This is a genomic window from Microcoleus sp. N9_A2 (assembly GCF_036701775.1).
In the GTDB taxonomy this organism is placed as follows: Bacteria; Cyanobacteriota; Cyanobacteriia; order Cyanobacteriales; family Microcoleaceae; genus Microcoleus.
Map to the genome: position 1 here is coordinate 1 of NZ_JAUBRH010000085.1, position 22,858 is coordinate 22,858.

Sequence of the window (22,858 nt, forward strand, 5' to 3'; positions counted from 1 at the left end):
CCTTTAACCCTAATGGGCTTACCCCATCGCTGCCAGCCATCCCCCCTTTCGGGTTTCGGCTAAACGAATCGCACCAATATTTCTAGTGTATATCGATCGACCTTGCACCCTGAAATTTATCTGCGATCGATCGACATTGGGTAGAAACCGGGTTTCTGAGCGTAAGCTACACCAGAACTATGGATGGACAAAACACCAGTTGCTAGAAATGTTTGCACCCATATCTCGAAAGTAGCCACAGCAATGCTTAACTCAAGGACTTGATGTTTGTAAACGAGCCTTGATTGACTCAACAGAGATAATTTCAGTTAAGCTCAAGTTACTGGCTGCTGCTCAATTTAGCCGTTGGGCGCTCCTATCTACATTGCCTAAATCTCTTTTGTCCATCTTTTTACTATCGAAAAAACAAGCTCATGAGCAATTCTCAGCAAAGCCTGATCAGTCATATCTCTTGGGGACTTATTAAGGTAACCACTGACGGTCAAACTTGTCAATTCAAAGATTGTAAAGTATGGTCGGGAGGCGCTAAGGAATGGGATTGGAGACTCACAGGTACTCGTCACCAACCAGGGATTCAACCTGCTGATATCGAAGAAATTTTAGAGCAAGGTATAGAATTTATGGTTTTGACACGTGGTATGCAACTCATGCTACATACCTGTCCCGAAACTGAAGAACTGCTGAATCAAAGAGGTATTGAGTATTATATTGGACCTACCAAATTGGCTGTAGACCTTTTCAATAATTTAATGCAACAAGGTAAGAAGGTCGGGGGAATATTTCACTCAACCTGCTAACGCGGTACCGATGCAGCAAGGAAATTCTCTGGAACCTTCGCTTAAAATAATCTGCAAGAACTAGGTAACAAAAGAGATGCCAGCCCAAAAGCATCTTTTTATCAAGTTAGCTTCTAGTATAACCTTTCTCAGAAAGATGAGGTATAATGTTACTGACACTCACTCGTGAGGGTCAAACAGAGAAGATAAGATCAAATGAACTATAATTACATGGTTACGCACAAGCCACGCGAAAGCGATAACACACATAATAGCATTTTTGTGACAGCACGATTTGCTTGACTCACAACACCTTTACTTGTACTCCTCTTCATACATTGTTAAAAATGAAAGCTTATTCGATTGATTTTAGGCAAAAAATCCTTGATACTTATCATGCTGAACCCATTTCACAAAAAGCAATAGCTAAGCGTTTTTCTGTAGCCCTGAGCTTTGTACAAAAATTGCTTAAACAATATCGTGAAACAAAAAACATTACTCCCCGAACTGACCGATGTGGAGTCAAAGGCAAACTGAATGCGGAGCAACTACTCATCTTGGCAGAACTGATTGAAGCAAATAATGATGCAACTCTTGAAGAACTCCGTTATTTACTTTATGGAAAAATTGGATTTTCCGTTAGTAGATCAACAATAGGAAGAATGATAAAACTCTTAAACATTACTGTCAAAAAAAAACTCTCTTCCCTTCAGCTAAAGGCACGGAGCGAGTTCAAATCCTGCGATGTGAGTTCTGGAAAACAATTAAAGAGATTAATTTGAAAGACTTAATATTCATTGACGAATCGGGAGTTAATTTGGCAATGGTTAGGTTATATGCGAGGTCTTTAAAAGGTGAAAGAGCTCTCGTGGCCAAAACCAACTAAACGTGGCAAAAATGTCTCAATAATTGGAGCAATGTCAGTTAATGAAATTTTGACATCGGTTAATCTAATAGGCGGAACAGATGCAATTACATTTGAAGCTTTTATTATCAGAAAACTTGTGCCAAAATTATGGAAAGGTGCTTGTGTAGTGATGGATAATTGTCCCATTCACCTGGGAGACGAAGTGAAAAAAGCGATCGAAAAGAAAGGGGCAAAATTAATATACTTATCACCTTATTCACCAGATTTTTCACCCATTGAAAATCTGTGGTCAAAACTTAAAATTATTCTCCGTTCTATCAAGACTGCTAATTATCAAGAATTAGGGAAAGCACTCTTAGTTTGCGTTGGGGCAAGTTACATCGTCAAATATTTTTAATTGGTTTACACACTGCTGTTATTGTACCTCATCTTTTTGAGAAAGGCTATATCTCAGCATTTCTAGTGGTTGCCTATTTCGGCATCTCCGCTTATGCAGGACTACCGACCAAATTATTATTTGGTCTAATGCCCATAGACATACTCTCGTTGACGTTCGGAGAGCCTGTTTTCAAGTAAATCTAAACCCTCTCTGGAAAAATGACGTTTACAAAAATCTGGATTTTCTGGCTGTCTAGATGTGTAAGCATACGCTATTAAAAATCGTTCTTTTCTTACTCCTGTTCCTATAGGTAATTTTCCATGATGAAAAACACTATCAGTGGCAGCAAAAATAACTGTCCCAGAAGGTCCTGGGCAGGGTTTCCACTCAGATTGAGGTACAAATTTTTTCATCTCTTCATCCGTGTATAGAGATTTGTGTATAGTCTTGAACAAATACATTGATTTGTAGATTATTTTTAATTCAGATGGACTTAAACGCCTTGGAATATATTCAAAAACTATACTGTCATCAAAGACATCATTGAAGTAAATAAGTATTTTAACTTCACGGCAATCTTCTCCGTCTCTATGCCAAAGTTTTGTACCTAAGTTTCTTCCATTTTCATGCGGTATCTCTTTACGAAAATCTACGCCAATACACGCTACAGGTAAACCAATATAATTTTCGGCTATATTGAGCAGTCGTTCTTCCAGTCCCCAAAGAAAAAGGTCTGGATATTCCTTGGCAATTTTGTTGTAGCAAGCACGAACAGCGTAGGTCTTAGAAGAATTTGTATGACCAGGAGAATCAACAGAGAAAGCTGTTTCTATATCGGGTAATAAACCTTCAGCCGCTTTTAGAAGCAAGGGAGTAGAGGGAAGTGATAAAGCTTCTAAAGAAGTAACAAATACTCCTTCATTTACAAGAGCATCAACAATATAACTGTCATTAACATCTAGCGCTGGTAGATTACCATTATTTTTCAAGAGCCTGGTTTGATATTCCAACTCCGCTACAACTTTTTGGCTTTTTTGTAGGATTGTTTTAAGCATTGTATTCGTCTTTTTCGTTATTGGTATTTCAAGTAAGCATGAGCTGGTTGAGTATTTTACAAATGTGCAACTTTCTTCAATTATTTAGCCGGATTCAATGTCCTCCGTGCTTCTGGAGAGAGCCTTTGTCTCCAGATTCGAGGTATTGCGTATAAGGGATTAAGAACAATAACCATCGACAAATATAGAGTAGCTTGTAAATACTGTTTTTCTGAGAAAAACACACCAGCTTTCCTATACCAAAACTGACTCAAGTTATTTAGGTAGTGCTTTGTACGCAACAAAAATGGTCGCTGTTTATAATTTCCGATAAACTGATCGAGGTCAACTACTTCCTCTCCTTTTATCTGTGCTGAACGTCGTGTATATACATATTTGATTAGTAAATCTCGTATAAAATACTTGTTCATAGAAACACTTTGCGAATGTAAGCGATATAGAAGAAGTGGTTCTGGAATAACAAGAATAGGACCGTAATCAGAAAGACGATCAAAAAGTTCAAAGTCATCAGCATCTGAAAATTTTGGGTCGTATCCTCCCACCTTTAATAAAATTTCTTTTTTTATGAGGGAGGTAGGATGTATCACAAACGGAACGTCTCCCCTTTTCATATTATCGTAGAATTCTTCCTCAGTAAGAAGCCCATGTTTTTGAAGGCTCAAAACTTCCTCTTTTAAGTTTACATGATGAACATATGTACCCCAAGCAACTACTTTAGGATTAGCATTAGCAGCTTCTATTTGTTTAGCAAATCGCTTAGGTAGTGCAATGTCATCAGCATCCATAACGGCAATCCAGGGAAATTTTGATTGATTTATCCCTAAATTTCTAGCACGACTACATCCCACATGTTTACTTTGAATAATTTGTATTCGATTATCTTGCTGCCTATAATGTGTCATGATTTCTAAGGTGTTATCTGTAGAGCCATCGTCAACAAGTATTAATTCAAAATCCTGAAAGGTTTGACTTAATATGCTTTCAATAGCTTTAGCAATAAAATTTGATGAATTGAAAGCAGGCATTACGACACTAATCATAAAAACACACTCGGTAAGTTGGAAACTCAGTGGCTTGAGCCAAGAGAGGAAAACGACCCGGCGGTTTTAACCGCCTTGAATCCCCTTACGGGGAGAGGGGTATGGTTGCCCCTCAAGGAGATATGGTTGTCTCGGATCTATTGCTAGGTAACGTTCGCTTTGTGCCTTGGTTATAAGGGCTTGTTAAACTTGCAGCACTCTCGAGCGTGACTTTAAAACTATTTAACTACAAGCGACAGAGCCCATAACTAGCGTCCCATCCAAGCAGTGTGGTAACCCAAACAACGTAGTCAGTGAAGACGATAGCCCGTCAGTATAGCTTGCGAGAGATTGCTCGCGACCAAGCGAGCGTCTCTTTAGGGCTGAGTTACTGACGCTTATTTTACTTTTTCCACAGTGTTTTATTTAGATTATATATAGATTATCTAGCTTACAGGGTAAACGCATCTAAAACTGTAGCCAAATATACAGACGGTTTGCCCAGGGGGTGAAAACCCACCTAAAACGCTTATCCAGTAAAGATTTAGCCCACTCATGTTAAAAAAAGATAGGCAGCCGAATTGTTACAAGCCAGCCTATCCCAAAAAATAATGTTACCAACATTCTATCAAACCCACTTACAAAAACAACTGACGCACACTCAGGTTATGCTGCTCACAATCTTACGCTCATGTGATACAGTCGGAAAAACAAGTGAGATTAGAACGGCTCGCACTCCTTATTTCCCTATCCAATTACCACGCCCAAGTCGGCGTCGCAAACTGCAACAATTTCTGGACATACCTCAATTAACAATCTCACTAATCTGGTTCCCTTTGATCGCTTATTTGTTAACAACTTATTGCTCAGTTGGACAAAGCTTATCAATAGCGATCGATTTTATGTCAATTGGGGTGTATAAAAATGATATTCACTAAGTCCTATGTGCTGGGCCACAGTTGCCAGATTGGGCTGGTTTAGGTGGTGTTGTCGCATAAAGGCGATCGCCCGAGCAATCCGGTGATAATCTTCGCTAGCATAGACACTCGCATTCTGCATCGAAATCATCTAGTGTAAATCAAGGGAATTTTGATGTTTCCTCACTTTAGCCATAGAGTAGGCTCAAAGCCACCCGTTTATTGCGGTGAATGCAGTCAGTCGATTTTAGATTTTAGATTAAAGAATTGAAGAAAGCGACCTCACTGCTAAACCCGGGGGCTTGCGATGAGGATTCAAAGCTTTTTTCTCGCTCCACGGATGCCTCGGGCGACTTGTAACCACATTTTTTGATGGTCAGTCAATTAACCGAACTTTGGGCCTCAGTTTCCGCGCAACTGCTGCACCAAGTGAACTAATTCAGGTAAAATTAGCTTTTCCACAGCTAGTTTCACGCCATTGCTAGAGCCCGGAAGAGAAAAGACTAACTTGCCTTGATACACGCCTGCAACGGCGCGAGACGCGATCGCCCTCGAACCAATTTCTTGATAGCTCAAAAACCGAAATATCTCCCCAAATCCCGGTAAAATCCTGTCGAGCAAACTCTCCATCACATCGTAAGTTGTATCTCGGGGAGCGATGCCCGTCCCGCCGTTAAAAATGATTGCATCCACATCTTGACGCTGGGAAAAAGCCTGCATTTGCAATACAATTTTGGCCGCATCATCTTTAACAACAGTGTAAGCTACCACAGAGTGACCCGCATCTTTTAGCAGCTTCTTAGTTAACAAGCCGCTATTGTCTGTGTCAGCCGAGCGCGTATCGCTAACAGTAATGATAGCGCAATTTACGGTTATTTTAGATATGTCGGGGTGAGGAATTTGCGTCATATAACAGATGTTGAAGGAAAAAGGAAGAAGCAAGAAGGAAGAGGGAATCAGGAAAAGGGAAGAGGGAATAAGTCATTAGTTAGTTGTGATTTGTTCGTTGTTAGTGATTCATTATCAAATAACCCATAACCAATAACCAATAACCAATAACCAATAACCAATGCCCCATGCCCCATGCCCTATTCCCCATCAATTATGCCTTGCTAAATCCTAAGCCGTTTGCTTCCGAGTAGCGTTCCATAAAACGCATAAATCGATCCCATTCTGCGGAACTTTTCATTATATAAAGAGCTTCCAAACCCGCAGGCTGACCGTTGATGAACTTAGCATTAACCTCGCGAGTGAGGAGTTCGCCTTCGTCGTCGATCATGTACATTCCAGTAATGTCTTCGGTACTGGTGCTGCTGAGAGCTTTGGGATTTTCAAAGATAAACGTGGCAGTGCCTTGCTCTCCGCTTTTAGAACGGGTTAGGCGCACTTCGGGCACAGCATCTTCGTCTATACCCCGAGAGAATTGAATTTTAGCCATAATCTGACAGTGGAACCTTAAGGATTGCTTAATTTCTTAATGTTTAATCATAAAACGATTCGGGTACTCGCAAATCAAGACTTGGGAGAGTGGGAGTGGGGGAGAGTGGGTGAGAGTCGGCGAGAGTGAGGGAATCGGAGACAAGGGCGAGGGGAGATGGGTTGGTTCTTCTGAGATATTGCACCATTCTCAATAATCCTTTCAGGGCGGGCAGGATGCCCAACCCCTACTCCCCACAAGAAAATCTACTCTTTGTGGAACAGGCATCTTGCCTGTTCTTAAGAATGGTGCAAGATGTGAGTTCTTTGTCCCCCAATTTCTTCTCTCCCTTGTCTCCCAATTCCCTTAGACGATGTAAGGAGAGTTAATTGGCTCGGCGCGGTTTGTGGCTACCAGAGTTTGGTAGATAAGGGCGGATATCTCGCCGCGGGTGATGTCGTGGGCGGGGGCAAGCTTTTCGCGCGCGGGATAGTTGACCACGATTTTGCGATCTGTGGCGGTTGCTATCTCGTCGGTGGCAAAACTGGGAATCTGAGATCGATCGACATAAACGCTCAAAGAATTGGGGTTCCCGCCCGCCAACTGCAAGCCGTTTACCAAAGATACGATCGCCTGAACTCTAGTCAAATTCTGCTCCGGGCGAAACGTGCTGTCTGGATATCCAGCCAAAAAGCCAGCTCGATTAGCTTGCTCGATCGCTCCCTTGGCCCAAAAATCCGCCGCCACATCCTTAAAAACCGTCGCCTCACGGCGCGGCACTAATTCAAACGCCTTCGCCAACATAGCCGCATACTGAGCTCTAGTTACAATCTCGTAAGCTTGAAAAGTGCCGTTGGGAAACCCGCTAACAATATTCATCTTTGCCAAGCGCGAGATAAAATCCTTAGCCCAATGCGTGCTGATGTCGCTAAACTTTAGCCCGCCAGGAGTCGCAGTTGGCGTCACATTGCCCAAATCAAATAAACCTTTCACCCGCGAAGAATTGAGCTGATTTCCCACCGCAGAAATCTTAACCCCAGTCGCGTTTTGCAAGTCTAATTCACCGTTATTCTGAAAAATATTGCCGCCCAAATCTTGAGCAGTACCAATATCTGGCAGCGACTTCCCCACCGCAGTCAAACCGTCTTCCGTATTTTTTTCAATGCGATTCTTGCGTAAAACCGGCTTCGATTCCCCCGCTACAGCTATACCGGAGCGATTTTCCAAAATTTGGTTATCAACAATCAAAGGAGCCGACTGAGCTTGCAGAGAGATGCCGAAACCCGTCTTTTGAAAAATATTGCGCCGTATTGCTCCTTTAGCAGTTCCCGCCGCAATTACGCCAGCGGCTGAGTTTTCCACAAATATGTTGTCGAGAATCGCAGGATTAGCGGTTCCCGTGGCAAAAACGCCTTCGCGTTTGCAAAGTGTGAAAGTGCAGTTAGCCACAGTCGGAGAAGTTGACTCAATCCAGACTCCCGTGCCGCGACTATCGAGATTCGTGACAGTTACTCCGCGCAATTCCGAATTAGTTGCTAGCAGTATAGTGATATTGTGGCCCGCAGCGGTGGGACTTACAAATTTGCCGCTGCCTTGAATTAGAGTGCCTCTACCTTTGTTAGTTTCATTGCCAATAAGTTTTACTCCCGATGGAATTTCCAAGGGGAATTTTTCGCCGCTAGCTGCGCTGTAAGTTCCCGGTGCTAGCTGAATTACACTTCCTGATGCAGCGCGGGCGATCGCGCGGGCTATAGTTTTGAATGGGGCAGATTGGCTGCCGGCTGCGGAATCGCTGCCTGTTGCTGGGTTGACGTAAAGTGTTGCCATGTTTTGGTTAAAGAGATAATTGGCGATCGAGCTTTTGTGCAATTTTCATTGTCTGCGAACTTGGCCCCGGATCTATATTCACCTTTAATTGCGGAGATTATTTAATTGCACGATATCCGCAACATCACCCATCAGGATTTGCAACCGCAGGGAGATTGTCCCTACAAAAAACTGTATTTCTCGTTCCCAGCAAAAGCAGAACCCGACTTATTTAAGAAGTTTTGGATCTGGGGATTCTCTTTTTTCCAGATGTTGCCAAAACCACTAAAATTTAGATCGCCAATTAGGAAAATCGAACGTCTTGCTGTCATGTACAATCGGTCGAGATTCCCTGCCCAAAAACCTTAACCGCTTCTGCCAAATCTGTTTCACCCATTAAAATGCAGCGTCTTAGTAAATCGATATCCAGCGTTTCCAATCCTGACAGTTGACTGTGAATTACTTGCTCGTAGCCATCTTCGCGGAGATGATATAGCCGCAGCGTGCCATCTTCCCAAAACCAGATTTCTGGCACGCCCAAAGCCCGATATTTTGGCAACTTGCTCAATCCACCGCTAGTATAAACCACCTCGACAGACAAATCGGGAATCAACTTAGGTTCCCCCAAACAAAACGATTTATCTGCTTGGGTTGAAGCTTCTCCAGCCTTTTCCTGCGTCATGGAACCAGAAGGGTAAAACCTAATGCCTTGCAACAGCAAAAAAGTTGTCACCAAGTAACCAATGATTTCCGAAAAATTTTCGTGTTGGAATCCCGGCATCAGAATTTCGATCGCCCCTGCAAAAAAAGACAACTTTACGCCAGGGGAATCTTCCGCACCCTTCTGGATTAACTTGAATTGCTCCCAAGTGCCGTTGAGCACCACTCGCCCATCGAGAATTTCGCGATCGAGAACTTGTGTCATTGACCCGCACCATTATCTCCTATCGGCATTATAACGCATTGTGCGATCGCTGCTAAAGAAGATACGTGCAGCAATTATAGCTGAGGAATCCGAACAGTTTTTCTCGTTCTATCAGAGTCAGTAACAATGCCAGTTGATTAATGCTACAATGAGGTAAGTAGACATTTATCGAGCTAAGCAAAAAACGAAACTTCTTGTATATTTCCGGAGCGGGAAACTGTAAACATCTTTTCTTCAAAAATATCCTTCATAATCAGACTGATTCGATCCTCCCACTTAAATTCCACTTTTTCCATACTACCTGTCACCCAAGAACCTTTAATATGAACAGCGTTAACTTTAATACTCAATTCAGGAGTTTTAAGATAAGTGCCATTAGGGAATGGTATGACTTCTTCCATAACTACATTCAATTTTCCAGCTTGCTTGATTTCCCTTAACCAATCATCAATTAAATCTATAATCGTTTTATGGCAACCATCAGGGAAAAGATAATAACTCTCACTTGTGTTAATTTCAAACTGTGTATGGTTTTGTTCTTCTTCCTCATGGACAATATTGTATAAACGAGTTATATTAGGTATGAGAGTAATTGTATTGATATTGACTTCGGTGATCCGATTTTCTATATCTTGCTTTAACGGTTCTCTCAGTTCCACCAACCCAATATCATAGTATTTAGCAAATTTTATGGCATCAGGAGTAAAGCCAATCTTGGAAACGATAATTCCTTTCTGCAAATTACAATCTTGACGAATTCCCCAAGCCTTCATGACTATATCCTTGTTAATTTTTTTATTCCAATATTTACATTCTATAGATGTTTTATAGTCATGAAGTCCGTCAGTGTGAACAGTCAGTACGTCGATTTGATGCTTGACTCCAGATTTGCCAGTACATTTACAAGAGTTGCCATAACATTCAATTTTAACTCCATTTCTAGCACCCAATACTTCGTATATATTCTTGACCGTTTCTTCGTAAGTTTCCCACTTCATACCTATCTCCATCTTCAATATGAAAAAGACTCTATCAATTATAAGCCCTCAACTAGCCGCGCAGTGGCATCCCGCAAAAAATGGTGGACTCACTCCAGACCAAGTTTCGGCAGGCTCACACAAGAAAGTTTGGTGGAAATGTCCCGAAGGCTCTGATCATGAATGGAATACATCGCCCAGTAAAAGAACTAAGTCAAGCCAAGGATGCCCTTTTTGTGCTGGACAGAAGGTTTCAGTAACTAATTCCCTAGCAAGTCTTGACCCCAAACTTGCTCAAGAATGGCATCCGACTAAGAATGAAAATCTTACTCCAGATCAAGTGACAAGGCATTCGGAAAAAAAAGTTTGGTGGCAATGTTTCAATTATCCTGAGCATGAGTGAGATGCTTCTCCTGCTAATAGGACTAAAGGAAAAGGATGCCCTTTTTGTGCTGGACAGTCAATTACTAATTCCCTAGCAAATATCACTTTGTGATTATAACAAGTCTAATAAGCTAGGTTGTGCCCAATCTGATTGATCTAAAAGTTTCCCCTTTTCTTTTCCCTGCTTTGCATGAGTTGGTCTTACTATACCGTTAAGTCTTTTTTCAAGCAAACCAGTAAAATAAAACCATGACAACATTTTACTGGCGTAATCTTTTGCAGTTGTTTGTCTATTAGACAACAACTTTTGAAATTTATATAGCGACATCGATTCACCAGGCTTCAGTTGTTCATAGATTTTTTTAATAACTACATGAGCCTCTATTTGTTCCGCTAATTTTTCAGCTATTTCCTCATCTTTTAAATTTAAAAATATCTCTGATGCTATTATTTGACCGTTTTCCTTATTTCTTGTTACTTGAAAAAAGTTTTGCAAATCCAGAATAGCATTTTGAACAGTGTCATTCGCATATCCCGATCCACTTGCTAAGTCGGAGATTGTTTCACACGTCTTAAGCAGTCTAAATATTTTTAAAACTGTTGAAATCTTGGTTCTGGGTCTATAGTTTATTGTCATTTCAGGTAGCTTGTCCTCCAACAAATATTCACGAAACATATCCCAGTATATTTTATAATTTTGCCCATTTTGAATAACTAGCTTGCTGTTTAATAGGCTATTAATTACATCGTGATTAAACTGGTTACCTACATCCACCTTATCAACTGGAGACAGTTCAGCTATATTCATTAAACACTTATAACTCCCTGGAATGAGAGTAGCTCTTTCGATATCTTTGTCAAAAATTGCTTTAATATCAAACTTGGTTATTACTTTTTTCTGTTCTGAATAAAGATCGGCTTCATTATGTTGATGGTAGATGTCACTGCAAAATCTTTTTAATAACCAAGGTTTATTTTGACAATTATTCAGAAGCCACTTTTTTATACTGTTTTGTAAGCGATTTCCGTTTTGATTCAAATAGTTCTCAAATTCATTTAATAAGCTCAATGAATCTTGCTGAGAAAATTCACTAAAATAAATATCTTTTCTTATTTTGTCTAGATTATGCCATGTAAAATAGGCGTGATGTTTTGCAGATAAATTAACATCTGTTCTCCAGCAAAAACCTAAGACTATGTTTTGTTTTAAGGAATCAACTTCTTTAGCTGCTTGCTCAAACAACCCGTAAAGATATGAAAGTGAATCTTTAGTCAATATTTCTTCAAATTGATCAAAAAAGATTACAATAACTTTACCACTTTTTTTAAGGGTTTCTATTAATAATTTAATTGATTTACTATCAAAATAAGGTGGTTCAGCACTTTCAATAGATACTTGATGATCGGGAAGATCAACAAATCCACTATCAATAGCCTCTTGTAATGCTTTTCTAATAACCGCTATGACAAATAGAGTTGCTTTTTCCTGGTTGATGCTTGTAACATCTACATGGTGTATATAAAAATTATCTTTATATTCTGGTTTTTGCCGACAGTCTGATGCTAACTTAAGAACTAAAGAGGATTTGCCTAACCCCGTACTTCCTGAAAAAGAAACAACTCTTAAGTCTGTTTCCTCATCTCTTACATTTTTGACAAAATTCCAAAATTCATCTTGAGGTTTACAACGTCCAAAAAAATCTTGTGGGCGACAAGGACGATGGTAATCATAAAAACTCTCAGCCTGATTAATATTCGATACTATTACTTTCTTAACTTCTGAAAATGACTCGTTAGTTGATTTATTTTCATGCTCTGTTAGTATTTCATCGAAAACGGTAATTTCAAGATTTTCCCAAATTTCATTAGTAGAAAAATATTTTTTCCAATATTCTGAATTATAATTATTTTTTGTATTTGAAGTGGCAAAAATAATAGCACGATATGGGATAGCGCTTTCTCCCATTTCTTCCGCTATCCAAAAAAACTCTTTTTTATGAGTCACTAATAGTGTAATGGTTCTAACATTACTAATAAATTTTCGCTCTGGGAGTTGAATACCATGTATCTTCATAAACTTTTCAGCAAGTTTATCTGAACTCCAAATGAATAAACGAAATGGTTTTTGTGTTTTTGTGTATTCATCAACAACCGCTTTTGCTTTTCCATTAAGAGCGGAAGTTGAGAGTAGGTGAGCAAAGTCAACTTTTTTGTAAAGAGCTTGACCCATTAACTTGAATATAGTAGGAGCATTTATTTCTTCTTGCTGGAATTTACATTCAATTAATCCTGTTTCCCTAGCTTCATCGTGCTTGATATAGATATCAGTCTGCATTCCGTCAAATTCTATATTTTCAATCACTTTCCAGTCATATTGACTGAATAAATCTGCTGACACCTCTTCCCAGAAATTACCTTTTTCCTTATTATTCCATTCAGGTAGTATGACTACTTTAAATCTTATTTTAGGCTCATTTACATTCATTTTTTTTTGTCGTTCCTATAGGTGACTTATTGCCTTGCATAACCATGACTCAGTATAACACGCCCCACGTTAGACCTCAACCTCTAGCACCTCCCCGATCGCACCTTCCATCTCCCTAACCATATTTAGGGGACAGATAACCACATAATAAGCGATCGCCCAACTATTGACAACTGTATGAGACTACACCAGCGACTCGTTACTTTGGGAATACGCTGGATGCCAGAATATAATATAGATTACGAACAAATCGAAATTCCGGTAGATTGTGCCGACTACATCGAAAAAATTCGCGCTTTAGGTGGAAATGGGACTCCATTGCAATTAGAAAAAATTCTCACTGTTGCCAGATTACCCATAATTCGCCAGCACATCCAACCGAAAACCCTAATTTACACTCATTACATCCACGGAATCGATCGCATATTGAGAGATGCCTTAGTAAATGATGGTTGGAAAGTGGGTTTCTACACCGGCGAAGACAAATCAGGTTTAGAAGGGTTTTTAAACGGCAAAATTGATGTTCTCATCGGTTCTAGCGCCATAGGGACTGGTGTAGATGGCTTACAGCACGTTTGCAACCAGCTAATTGTCAACGTCCTACCTTGGACTCATGCCGAATTTGAACAATTGAAAGGTCGCATCTATCGCCAAGGACAAACCCGCGATACAGTCAAAATGGTGATTCCTCTGACCTATGCAACTGTTAACAGTCAGCGCTGGTCGTGGTGTGATTCCAAAATGCAGCGCTTAAAATTCAAAAAGTCGATCGCTGATGCTGCTGTTGATGGCATAGTACCAGAAGGACACCTGCGATCCTCTGCTCAAGCTTACCAAGATGCGATCGGCTGGTTAGAACGCCTCGCATCTGGCGAAGTCCAAATCATCACCCGCCCGAGAATTATTATCCCCATTCCAGATACTAACCCAGCCGAAGTACAGCAACGACTGGCGCGTTACGGCGACTTCTCCACCATGAATCGCCACTGGAACCAAACCCACAGCGCCACTACTCACCAACGCTTACAGGAAAACCCTGAAGAGTGGGCTAATTACCATACTTTGTATCAAGAATCAAGAAAAGATTGGGCAGTTATTCCCTACGAGGAGATGATTCGCTGGTGTCAACAACGTAGCGGCTACACTATTGGTGATTTTGGTTGCGGTGAAGCAAAATTAGCTGAGGCAGTTTCAGATAGACATACAGTTTACAGCTTTGACCATATTGCGATCAATAATAATGCGATCGCCTGCGATATGGCGCACGTTCCGCTAGATGATGAAACCCTAGATGTGGCCATTTTTTCTCTTTCTTTAATGGGTTCAAATTTCACCAACTACCTACGGGAAGCATATCGTACTCTTAAACTTGACGGTCAGTTGCATATTATCGAGTCAACTTCACGCTTTAGCGATCCGGATCAATTCCGAACAGACTTAGAAGCTTTGGGATTTACCGTTATCAACATTCAGGATATGTGGAAATTTACCCATATCCGTGCTATCAAGAGTTAGAGGTCGTTTTAAAATTTGTTGAACAACCACATAATAATTAGGATTTTCTAACCATTCTAATTCATGTTTGATATCTTCCCAATCCCCTAATAGATTTCTTTCTAGTTCCCAGGCTCTTCCTGGGAACGCAGATCCCGAGGCTCCGCCTCGCCTTAACTCCCACCAAGTTTCACAATACAAGACGCATCCAAAACTACTAATATTTCATTCTGAAAAACAGCACAACTTGTAATTGCTGAAGCTAAGGCGGGAATTTTTCCTTGTTTGAGAGCCAGCATCGCCTGCGGTGTAGAATCGAACTGATTTAGCCAGCCGTAATCTTCTACATGCTCCAGAGTCAACGCATTGCGATCGAGCATCCAAAAATCAACTCCATATTGATTAATAAAATTTTGCAATACAGCTCGATCGGGAGTGTATTGAGCGCGAATTAAATCGTTAAGTCGCTGCTGATATTTGCTGTAGTAGCCTTTCTGATACGGCACTGCATATTCCTTTGCCACTAAAACCGAACGCTGGCTAAATGTTGGCAAATTGTCCGCCTCTGCCGCGATCGAAGCAATCAGGATATCTTTAGGTTGTTGTTGAAAAAAATTGTACAAAGCCGGCATTTTAGCTTCTACATAACCGACTGTCGGAAATGTTTCAACGAAGCAAGGATAAAGCACCACTGCGACAGCAATTATCGCTATTATAATTAGTGCAACTAGATTTTTCCAATCAAGTTTTGTTACGGTTTGCGATGCCCAGTGACCGACTCCATCAATAATTAACGTTAGGACGATCGCACTTATCAAAACAACAATAAATCGCAAACTGTAGGCAGTATAGCGCCCTGGTTGATACAGCTTAAAAATGGTAGCGTGAGCGGCAAAAAACATCGCCGAGGATGCTAAAAATAGCTGAAGCAACAGCCAAATTTTGCTTTGAATCTGATTTGCTAAGGGAAAAGCCGATCGCACAAACAGCAGCAGCGGAAATAACAGCCCGACACAGTGAGTTACAGGCGTAAACAGCGACTTGGGAAACATCCCGCTGCCCCGCCCTGTCAACCAATAATCTACCGGATTTGGCCGAAAAAAAGCATTTCTGCCGTTGGGGGCAAATTCGCTCATTTGCTTCGCTTCTGCTGCGGTATAAGTTGGGCCAAATTCAGAGCGATCTAAGGCATAGGGCAGCATTACTAAAAAAATAACTCCCAAACCTGTACTGCAAAATAGGTAATTTGCGCGATCGCCCGACAAGCGCAAACCGCCCTTTTCCCAGCATAGCAGCCGCAAAACTAAAATTCCGGCAGCAACCAAGGCGTAAGGAGGATAGAATAGTCCGATCAGGGCGATCGCTCCCAAACAAGGCAGCAACGAACTGCGCGACAAATAATATAAAAAACCGAGAAATATCGGATAGATAAAAGCTCTGGGCGTTGTGGAAGCCAAATCGTCAGTCATCCACATATGCTGATTTAACAGCAAAGATGCGATAAATCCAGTCAGCGGCACTGGCAGCATTTCTAGGCACAAACCAAAACAGAAATAAGTGGAGATTAAGCCGAGAAATAGTGGCAATATTTTGTGAAAAAATAGCGGGTGAATGCCAATTGTTGCTGCTATTTTGTAGAGCGTGCTGTATCCTGCGGGGGCGACAGATTGAAAGTAGTTAGCAATGAAATCGTTGGGGAATAATTCTCGATCGACAAACCGCATCATCCAGAAAACGTGCTGCCTCGCATCGTCTTGCACCACATACTCGGCGCTGAAGGCTTGCTCGATACCTAAGAAACCATAAATTGCGGCAAATGTCAAGCTCAGAGTCAACCAAAATATTGTGCGCGATCGGGATTTTTCATCCACAGTCGCCGTCAGAAACTTGTGCAAGCGGGCTATTAATACCATTTAAGATTTGAGATTTGAGATTTGAGATTCGGAATAACTGATATCGTTTCCGGTTGCATCGGAATCATAAAATCGAGTCAACAGTCAGTAGGGGCGGTGCCCCCGTGCCCGCCCTCTTAACAGTCAACAGTCAACAGTCAACAGTCATGTATGAGTGCAACCGGAATTGATATGATTCTTAAAAGTAGGACTATATCATATCTGGTCAATTAAGCTGTTGTGCATTTAAATTATATATTTCGACGATCGATCAAAAATACCCCTCAAAAAAACAGAAAATCGCCCGCTAACAATCATTTTTCCGGCCGTTATATCGTTTCCGCTTGCATCGGAATGATTTAACCACAGAGTACACAGAGTACACAGAGGGAGAGGATATATATCTGAATCATTCCGATGCTACCGGATTTGATATTAGATGGGTTCCCAGACTCTTCGACAGCAACCAGTTACAAACTTTCAAATAAAACAATGGTAAGGTGCGCGTTGCACACCCTACAGATCGAGTTTGCGTGTCTGGGAGTATCCTTTTTATTTTCAAGCTGCAAACGAGACAAATAGAGAAGCAATACCGATCGCGATCGCACCTAGTCCCATCACAAAAGACCAGAAACGGTGATAACTGCTAACCGTCGTACCGCTATCGCTTTCAAGCCGAATCAAATCCATCCAAGGCGCGACACCCCGGCGGAACCAACCCAAAGTCCTAACATCCATCCCAATCAAACTTTTAACCCGTTTCATGCCAAACAGAAAATTACCAATCGGCCCAAAACGAGAAGCATAGCGCAGATAAATCATTCCCGTTCTATCTTGCAATTTCAAATCAGAACCAAACGTATAACCCGCATCGCCGCGACCAATTAATTCGCCTTGTAGTTGCGCCGGTTGACCCCGCAAAGGACTTGCGTAAGGGTCAGACATTAAGGTTAAAACATCCAAGTGTTCTGCTTGTTCGTAATTCGGGAACATCACCAATGTCTTGAGCAAAATTCCCATACCTAAACCGATTAAAGGACAAGCAACCATCATCATCGGGTTTACAGCATACAGCGCAATGCCGATCGCAAAACCCACCGCTAAGCCGAGAGTTTCTGCACTGTACAGCAGTAAATCGAACACAAAATTGCCGTACAATCTCCGCTTGCTCAAATCCTTGCCTTCGCCGACAATCCGGCCCATATCAAACTCAACATCCAAGCCCAATTGTTCTGCGTAGGTGCTCAAAGCACGAACTCGCTTACCAGTAAGCGGGTGAGTTGAATTCAACTCCATCCACCAAGCCCAAGGATTAAACATATCCCACAGAAACACTCGCCCAATTTTTTCCGGTTCCGACGCAATCCGGTAAGCGGTACCAGTAGAAGTTGCAGCTTTGGCATCATAAATGCCCAAGGCGCGAGTTCCTTCTAATAAGCGGCTGGGTTCCGTTCCTCTTTGTCCTTCTTCCAAAATACCGTAAGCAATTTTTACCAAAGCGCGGGATAAAGCGTTGGGGTTTCCGGTAGTTTCAGCGGCAAAATGGTCGGCAAAATATTCTCGCGTCCGTGACAAATATAGCAATAAATAAGTGCCTGCAATGTAAAATAAATAAGCAACAGCAGCTACAGTACCCGCCGCATCTTTAGCTTTGTCGCCGCCCTTCCGACCGAGCCTTTGAGTTGTAGTATAAATTAAGTAAGTAATCTGCACTAAAGTCGAAGCTAAGGTGATGACTGCAAAGTCCCAGTGGACGATGTGACCGAGTTCGTGAGCGTAAACAGTGGCAATTTCTTCGTCGTCTAAATAGGTGAAAAGACCTTGACTGACGACTAAGCGAGCGCTGTTAGGAAAGGAACCGTAGGTAAAAGCAGTGGGGTTTTGGTCGTTGATAATTCCTAACCGCGGCTGTTGCAGGTTTTTCTGTTTACAAACCTTCTGAATAACTTTCGCTGCTTCGGGACTGTGGCTTTCAATTTCTGCTAGGGAAACCCAGCGAGTATTGTAAAGCCAATTTTGGGTTAAGTCCATCAAGTAAGGCGATAGGAAAAAAGCTGCGATGTTAAAAATTATAGTGATGGGAAGTGCGATCGCCAATCCGGTAACTGGATCGGGACTGTTGATAATCAAAACTGAGGCTAGGGATAGCGCCAACACCATACCAAACAGCAGGGTGATGGTGACGCCGGAAGCTAAAACGAGATTTCCGCCAGTTTTCTGTATAAGTTTAACGCCGGCTTTGGGCGATCGCCCTGCCTTGCGTAAAGGAGCTTGAGATGGCATAATAATCTCCAAAGGTTATTGACAAATGGTAATCGCCGTGGGATTTTATCTATACTTCACTGTTTTAACCTGTCAGTGCGGATCGCGGTAAGGAGTCTCAACAAAAATATATAATTTCCTCTATTTTGTTAAGATTGAAAACTGCCCGCATAATTTGTTTGGGCGAATTCTATTACTGTCTCAAAACTCAACAATCAAAACTATTTAAAAGTTACTGCTATGTCAATTCTTGAAATTGCCCAAAAAACGCGCGCCTCTGCTAGGAAATTGGCAGTTTTGTCCGCTGATGCCAAAAATCAAGCGATTGAGGCTATTGCTAAAGCTTTAGAAGCTGCTGCTGCGGATATTTTAGCGGCGAATGCTGCTGATTGCAAGGCGGCCCAGACGGATGGAATTGCGAAACCGCTGTACGATCGCCTGAAGTTGGATGAGAGCAAGTTGAAAAGTGCGATCGCAGGCGTGCGAGATGTTGCCAAACTCCCAGACCCGATCGGTGCCGTGCAAATTGATCGCGAATTGGACACAGGATTAATTCTGAAGCGCGTAACCTGTCCTTTGGGTGTTTTGGGCATTATTTTTGAAGCGCGTCCAGAAGCCTTAATTCAGATAGTATCCTTGGCAATCAAATCGGGCAACGGCGTTATTCTCAAAGGCGGCAAAGAAGCAGTCCGTTCCTGCGAAATCTTGACAAAAGTCATCCATCAAGCATTAGCAGAAACAGCGGTTAATCCCGCAGCCGTGCAGTTGCTCACCACGCGGGAAGAAACAATCGAACTGCTGAAAATGGATGAATACGTAGATTTAATTATTCCCAGAGGTTCTAATTCCTTCGTGCGGTTCGTGCAGGAAAATACCCGGATTCCCGTGTTGGGACACGCCGATGGAATTTGTCATTTGTACGCAGACAAAGCAGCCGATATTCAGAAAGCTGTAGAGATTGCGGTGGATGCCAAAACTCAGTATCCCGCCGCCTGCAATGCCATTGAAACTATGTTAGTTCATAAGGATCTCGCCCCCATTTTTCTGCCCGCTGTCGCCCAAGCTTTGCAGCACAAAAAAGTCGAATTGCGGGGAGACGAACCAACTCGCCGCATCTTAGAAAATATTGCCGAAGCGACAGAAATAGATTGGTCTACAGAATACAGCGATTTGATTTTGTCAATCAAAATAGTAGAGTCCGTGGAAGAGGCAATTAATCACATCAACACCTACGGTTCCCGACATACAGATGTGATTGTTACCGAAGATAGCGAAGCGGCCGAAACTTTTTTAAATGCAGTCGATGCGGCTGGAGTTTATCACAATTGTTCGACTCGATTTGCTGACGGTTTCCGCTACGGTTTCGGCGCAGAAGTGGGGATTAGCACGCAGCAAATGCCGCCTCGCGGGCCTGTTGGTTTAGAGGGTTTGATTACCTATAAGTATCGAGTTGTTGGAGACGGTCATATTGCTGCGAGTTATGTCGGGAAAGATGCGAAGGAATTTACTCATCGAGACTTGTAAGATACAATAGTGCGATCCTTGCAGGAGTCGTAAATATTTTCACCCCACCCCAACCCTCCCCTTAGTAAGGGGAGGGAGTAAGAAATTCACAAATGATTTAGGATTGCTATAGTGCGATCGTCCGATCGCGATCGGCCGATTCACAAATTATCGATCGCACTGCTATACTGAATCTATACCCTTCGTAATCGCGCCCGGAGGCAAAAAAATGTCCGCTGCAATTACCATTAACCCCTATGAAATTAGGCAAATATCCCAACCGGATACAGTAAGTCAGTCAAGGTTGCGATCGATCGCCCAAAACACAGAGGCTCTAGCAACAGCAGTAGAGAATAAGTGGGAAGATTTTTCCGATGGGGAGCGTGAGTTGCTTAAAGCTCTGATTTATGCCTCAATTATCAATCAAGATGGTAATCAAGGTTTTTTTGCTTCTCTGAGAACAAGGCTGTCGCTAGCTTGGATGCTAATCTGTGGTGAAACTGATGTTCTGACTGACTACTTCAACGCCTTAATTCGTCTAAAAAATGCTGTACTTGGAGCGATCGAAAGAGAGCACCCTGATTACGAGCAAACAATGGCTGAAGTAGTGCAGGAAGCTTTGGCTAAATCGGGCGATAGTCCTGCAATGACAGCCGATGAGTTTTGTGAATGGCTGAGCAGTGTTTCGGATTAATCCATCTGATAAATTTAAGCGTTCCTACAAAGAGCTTCTGAAGCGTCATTATAAAGGTGAGAAAGCTAAGAAAGTTTTTCAGGATTGTATTGCACAAATTATAAAAAATTTAAGTAGCAATCCTTTGATGCCTAATTCTTTCGCTGAAGGATGGCCCGGAAGTTTGAGTAAACCGGAAGAATGGGAATTCCGAAAGTATTGCTTTGATATGCCAAATTTACAGGGTGCGGCGCGTCAGGGAAGACTTATGTACTTGGTTGATCGTACTCAAAGCGTAATTAAGCTTACATGGATATATACACACAGTGAGTTTCCCAAGCGTCCTCCTGACAAGAATTTAAAGCAATTGCTTGCAGAGCTTATGGAGTCACAGCAACAACAGGAAGAAAATGTGTCAGAGTCAAATGATGATGATGATGAGTCTACATCATGAAACGATCGATAAAACCATGAAGTAGAGCATTGATATTGCAGGATCGATCGCCCTCCCATTCAACCAAACTTAGCTAAAATAAGCTATACTGTGCTCCGGGACTCCTCAACTCGAACAATCCACCGTTGTTTATGTCAAACTCATCCCTCCTCGCCCCTGGTTCCACCCTCGAAAAACGCTACCGCATCATCCGCGAATTGGGCCGCGGCGGCTTCGGCCGCACTTACCTCGCCGAAGACATCAACCGCTACAACGAACATTGCGTGCTCAAAGAGTTTTCTCCGGTTGTTCACAGCCCGAAAGCGGCCGAATTGTTCGATCGCGAAGCGAATATGCTTTACAACCTCCAACACCCGCAAATCCCCCGATTTCGAGAACTGCTTCGCACCGATTTGGGCGGTAATCCATCTTTATTTTTAGTCCAAGACTACATCCCCGGCGAAACCTATGAACAAATACTTATATCTCGCCAGCAGCAAGGTAACAATTTTACCGAAGCCGAAGTTACTCAACTGCTATTTCAGATTTTACCCGTTTTAGAATACATTCATTCCCGCAATTTAATTCACCGCGATGTTTCTCCCGACAACATCATCCAGCACAATACTGACAAACTGCCATTTTTAATTGACTTCGGTTCTGTTAAGCAAATCGCAGCAACCGCCGTATTTCAGTTTAGCGGACAATCGGATACCGCGATCGGCAAACAAGGTTATTCGCCCGCCGAACAAATGCGGCTGGGAAAAGTTACTCCCGCTAGCGATTTGTACGCTTTAGCCGTCACGGCTTTAGTGCTGCTAAGCGGCAAAAAGCCTCAAAAATTGTACGATATCCATAACAAAACTTGGGATTGGCGATCGCACGTCACAGTCAGTCAAAACCTCGCAACTGTGTTGGATAAGATGCTAGCAGAACAATTGGGCGATCGCTACCAGTCCGCAAAAGAAGTCCGCGAAGCACTCAAAGATCCAAAACTATCTCACATTGGCAGTATAATTTCCCAAATGGTGACAATGAACTTTGTCGGCCGCCCTTTCAAAAACACCACTCAAACTGCTACCAGTAATCATAATCCTGTTCACCAAAATTCTCAAATTGTTAACAACAACAGCACATTCAAGTTAATTCCTTGGAAAACCCTAGGGAGTTTAAGTGTGATTTTGGTGCCAGGAATTTTAGCTTTTAGTGTAGTCAAATCTGGTTTCACCTTGCCCAAGTTGCCTGATTTACCTAAATTTTCTTCGCCCCAGCAACCTCCCAATACATCCTTAGAGGACTCCGAAATAATTCGTCAAGAAAAGATTGGTAAACGACGCAAAAATCTCAACATTAATCAAGATATATTCTATCAAAAAGTGGATGAATCATATTACAATAAATATCCCGAATTCCAAGGTCGTACCTTGACAGAAAAGCCAGAAGATGCTGAAATTAGGCGGAAATGGTATGAAGTTGCTGAGGATTTACTGGACAAGTTGGAGAAAGGAGGAGAGTTTTGACACTCCTCGCGCTAAAGCGACGAGGATTCTTAAGACCATATTTTCTGTCTTAAAGGCGCTGACAAAGTGCCCC

Annotated in this window: 19 protein-coding genes and 1 pseudogene; 8 read left to right on the plus strand and 12 right to left on the minus strand. The window is 42.1% G+C overall.

Annotation, left to right across the window (positions count from 1 at the left end; all coding sequences use genetic code 11):
• Positions 1-116: 116 nt before the first annotated feature.
• Entirely contained in the window at positions 117-293 is a 177-nt protein-coding gene (locus tag QUA44_RS27980) for a hypothetical protein (protein ID WP_333256532.1), read from the minus strand.
• 120 nt (positions 294-413) lie between these two features.
• Here QUA44_RS27980 and QUA44_RS27985 point away from each other — a divergent pair, with 120 nt between their 5' ends.
• Positions 414-797 (plus strand): Mth938-like domain-containing protein, encoded by a 384-nt coding sequence (locus tag QUA44_RS27985; RefSeq protein ID WP_333256530.1) that lies wholly within the window; start codon positions 414-416, stop codon positions 795-797.
• A gap of 326 nt (positions 798-1,123) precedes the next feature.
• Positions 1,124-2,081, plus strand: a pseudogene (locus tag QUA44_RS27990) (IS630 family transposase).
• Between the two features lie 85 nt (positions 2,082-2,166).
• On the opposite strand, the gene QUA44_RS27995 reads toward QUA44_RS27990, so the two are convergent.
• The 8 genes from QUA44_RS27995 to QUA44_RS28030 all read right to left on the minus strand — a co-directional run bounded on the left by QUA44_RS27995 (position 2,167) and on the right by QUA44_RS28030 (position 10,160).
• Complete coding sequence (locus QUA44_RS27995) at positions 2,167-3,078, minus strand: hypothetical protein (protein WP_333256527.1); 912 nt, start codon at positions 3,076-3,078, stop codon at positions 2,167-2,169.
• An 80-nt stretch (positions 3,079-3,158) separates the two neighbouring features.
• Positions 3,159-4,118: a glycosyltransferase family 2 protein gene (locus tag QUA44_RS28000; RefSeq protein ID WP_333256525.1), complete on the minus strand. Its 960-nt coding sequence runs from the start codon at positions 4,116-4,118 to the stop codon at positions 3,159-3,161.
• A gap of 879 nt (positions 4,119-4,997) precedes the next feature.
• Entirely contained in the window at positions 4,998-5,156 is a 159-nt protein-coding gene (locus QUA44_RS28005; RefSeq protein WP_333310038.1) for a hypothetical protein, read from the minus strand.
• A 260-nt stretch (positions 5,157-5,416) separates the two neighbouring features.
• Positions 5,417-5,923 (minus strand): MogA/MoaB family molybdenum cofactor biosynthesis protein, encoded by a 507-nt coding sequence (locus tag QUA44_RS28010; RefSeq protein ID WP_333256519.1) that lies wholly within the window; start codon positions 5,921-5,923, stop codon positions 5,417-5,419.
• 193 nt (positions 5,924-6,116) lie between these two features.
• The gene (gene psb28, locus QUA44_RS28015) at positions 6,117-6,452 is read right to left on the minus strand and encodes a photosystem II reaction center protein Psb28 (protein ID WP_333210232.1); all 336 of its coding nucleotides are present in this window, start codon (positions 6,450-6,452) and stop codon (positions 6,117-6,119) included.
• 345 nt (positions 6,453-6,797) lie between these two features.
• On the minus strand, positions 6,798-8,258 hold the full coding sequence (locus QUA44_RS28020; RefSeq protein WP_333256513.1) for a DUF1565 domain-containing protein: 1,461 nt from the start codon (positions 8,256-8,258) through the stop codon (positions 6,798-6,800).
• 307 nt (positions 8,259-8,565) lie between these two features.
• Positions 8,566-9,162, minus strand: a complete 597-nt coding sequence (locus QUA44_RS28025; protein WP_333256511.1) for a Uma2 family endonuclease — start codon at positions 9,160-9,162, stop codon at positions 8,566-8,568.
• Positions 9,163-9,335: 173 nt separating this feature from the next.
• Positions 9,336-10,160 carry a restriction endonuclease gene (locus QUA44_RS28030; protein WP_333256509.1) on the minus strand — a complete coding sequence of 275 codons (825 nt, stop codon included), beginning with the start codon at positions 10,158-10,160 and terminating at the stop codon, positions 9,336-9,338.
• 19 nt (positions 10,161-10,179) lie between these two features.
• Here QUA44_RS28030 and QUA44_RS30820 point away from each other — a divergent pair, with 19 nt between their 5' ends.
• A complete protein-coding gene (locus QUA44_RS30820) occupies positions 10,180-10,542 on the plus strand; it encodes a zinc-ribbon domain-containing protein (RefSeq protein ID WP_333440358.1) in 363 nt (120 codons plus the stop codon).
• Between the two features lie 93 nt (positions 10,543-10,635).
• Here the strand turns inward: QUA44_RS30820 and QUA44_RS28035 are convergent, their stop codons facing one another.
• On the minus strand, positions 10,636-13,008 hold the full coding sequence (locus QUA44_RS28035) for a restriction endonuclease (RefSeq protein WP_333256506.1): 2,373 nt from the start codon (positions 13,006-13,008) through the stop codon (positions 10,636-10,638).
• A gap of 219 nt (positions 13,009-13,227) precedes the next feature.
• Between QUA44_RS28035 and QUA44_RS28040 the strand changes: the two genes are divergently transcribed.
• Positions 13,228-14,523 (plus strand): helicase-related protein, encoded by a 1,296-nt coding sequence (locus QUA44_RS28040; RefSeq protein WP_333256503.1) that lies wholly within the window; start codon positions 13,228-13,230, stop codon positions 14,521-14,523.
• 152 nt (positions 14,524-14,675) lie between these two features.
• On the opposite strand, the gene QUA44_RS28045 is transcribed toward QUA44_RS28040, so the two are convergent.
• Both QUA44_RS28045 and QUA44_RS28050 read right to left on the minus strand, forming a co-directional pair.
• Positions 14,676-16,415 carry a hypothetical protein gene (locus QUA44_RS28045; protein ID WP_333256500.1) on the minus strand — a complete coding sequence of 580 codons (1,740 nt, stop codon included), beginning with the start codon at positions 16,413-16,415 and terminating at the stop codon, positions 14,676-14,678.
• Positions 16,416-16,952: 537 nt separating this feature from the next.
• On the minus strand, positions 16,953-18,677 hold the full coding sequence (locus QUA44_RS28050) for a zinc metalloprotease HtpX (protein WP_333256498.1): 1,725 nt from the start codon (positions 18,675-18,677) through the stop codon (positions 16,953-16,955).
• A gap of 219 nt (positions 18,678-18,896) precedes the next feature.
• Between QUA44_RS28050 and QUA44_RS28055 the strand changes: the two genes are divergently transcribed.
• The 4 genes from QUA44_RS28055 to QUA44_RS28070 all read left to right on the plus strand — a co-directional run bounded on the left by QUA44_RS28055 (position 18,897) and on the right by QUA44_RS28070 (position 22,785).
• Positions 18,897-20,180: a glutamate-5-semialdehyde dehydrogenase gene (locus QUA44_RS28055; RefSeq protein ID WP_333256496.1), complete on the plus strand. Its 1,284-nt coding sequence runs from the start codon at positions 18,897-18,899 to the stop codon at positions 20,178-20,180.
• Positions 20,181-20,388: 208 nt separating this feature from the next.
• Entirely contained in the window at positions 20,389-20,853 is a 465-nt protein-coding gene (locus QUA44_RS28060) for a hypothetical protein (protein ID WP_333256494.1), read from the plus strand.
• Positions 20,840-21,286 carry a hypothetical protein gene (locus QUA44_RS28065; RefSeq protein ID WP_333256491.1) on the plus strand — a complete coding sequence of 149 codons (447 nt, stop codon included), beginning with the start codon at positions 20,840-20,842 and terminating at the stop codon, positions 21,284-21,286. Before QUA44_RS28060 ends, QUA44_RS28065 begins: the two co-directional genes overlap by 14 nt.
• A gap of 131 nt (positions 21,287-21,417) precedes the next feature.
• A complete protein-coding gene (locus QUA44_RS28070) occupies positions 21,418-22,785 on the plus strand; it encodes a serine/threonine-protein kinase (RefSeq protein ID WP_333256488.1) in 1,368 nt (455 codons plus the stop codon).
• Positions 22,786-22,858 lie beyond the last annotated feature (73 nt).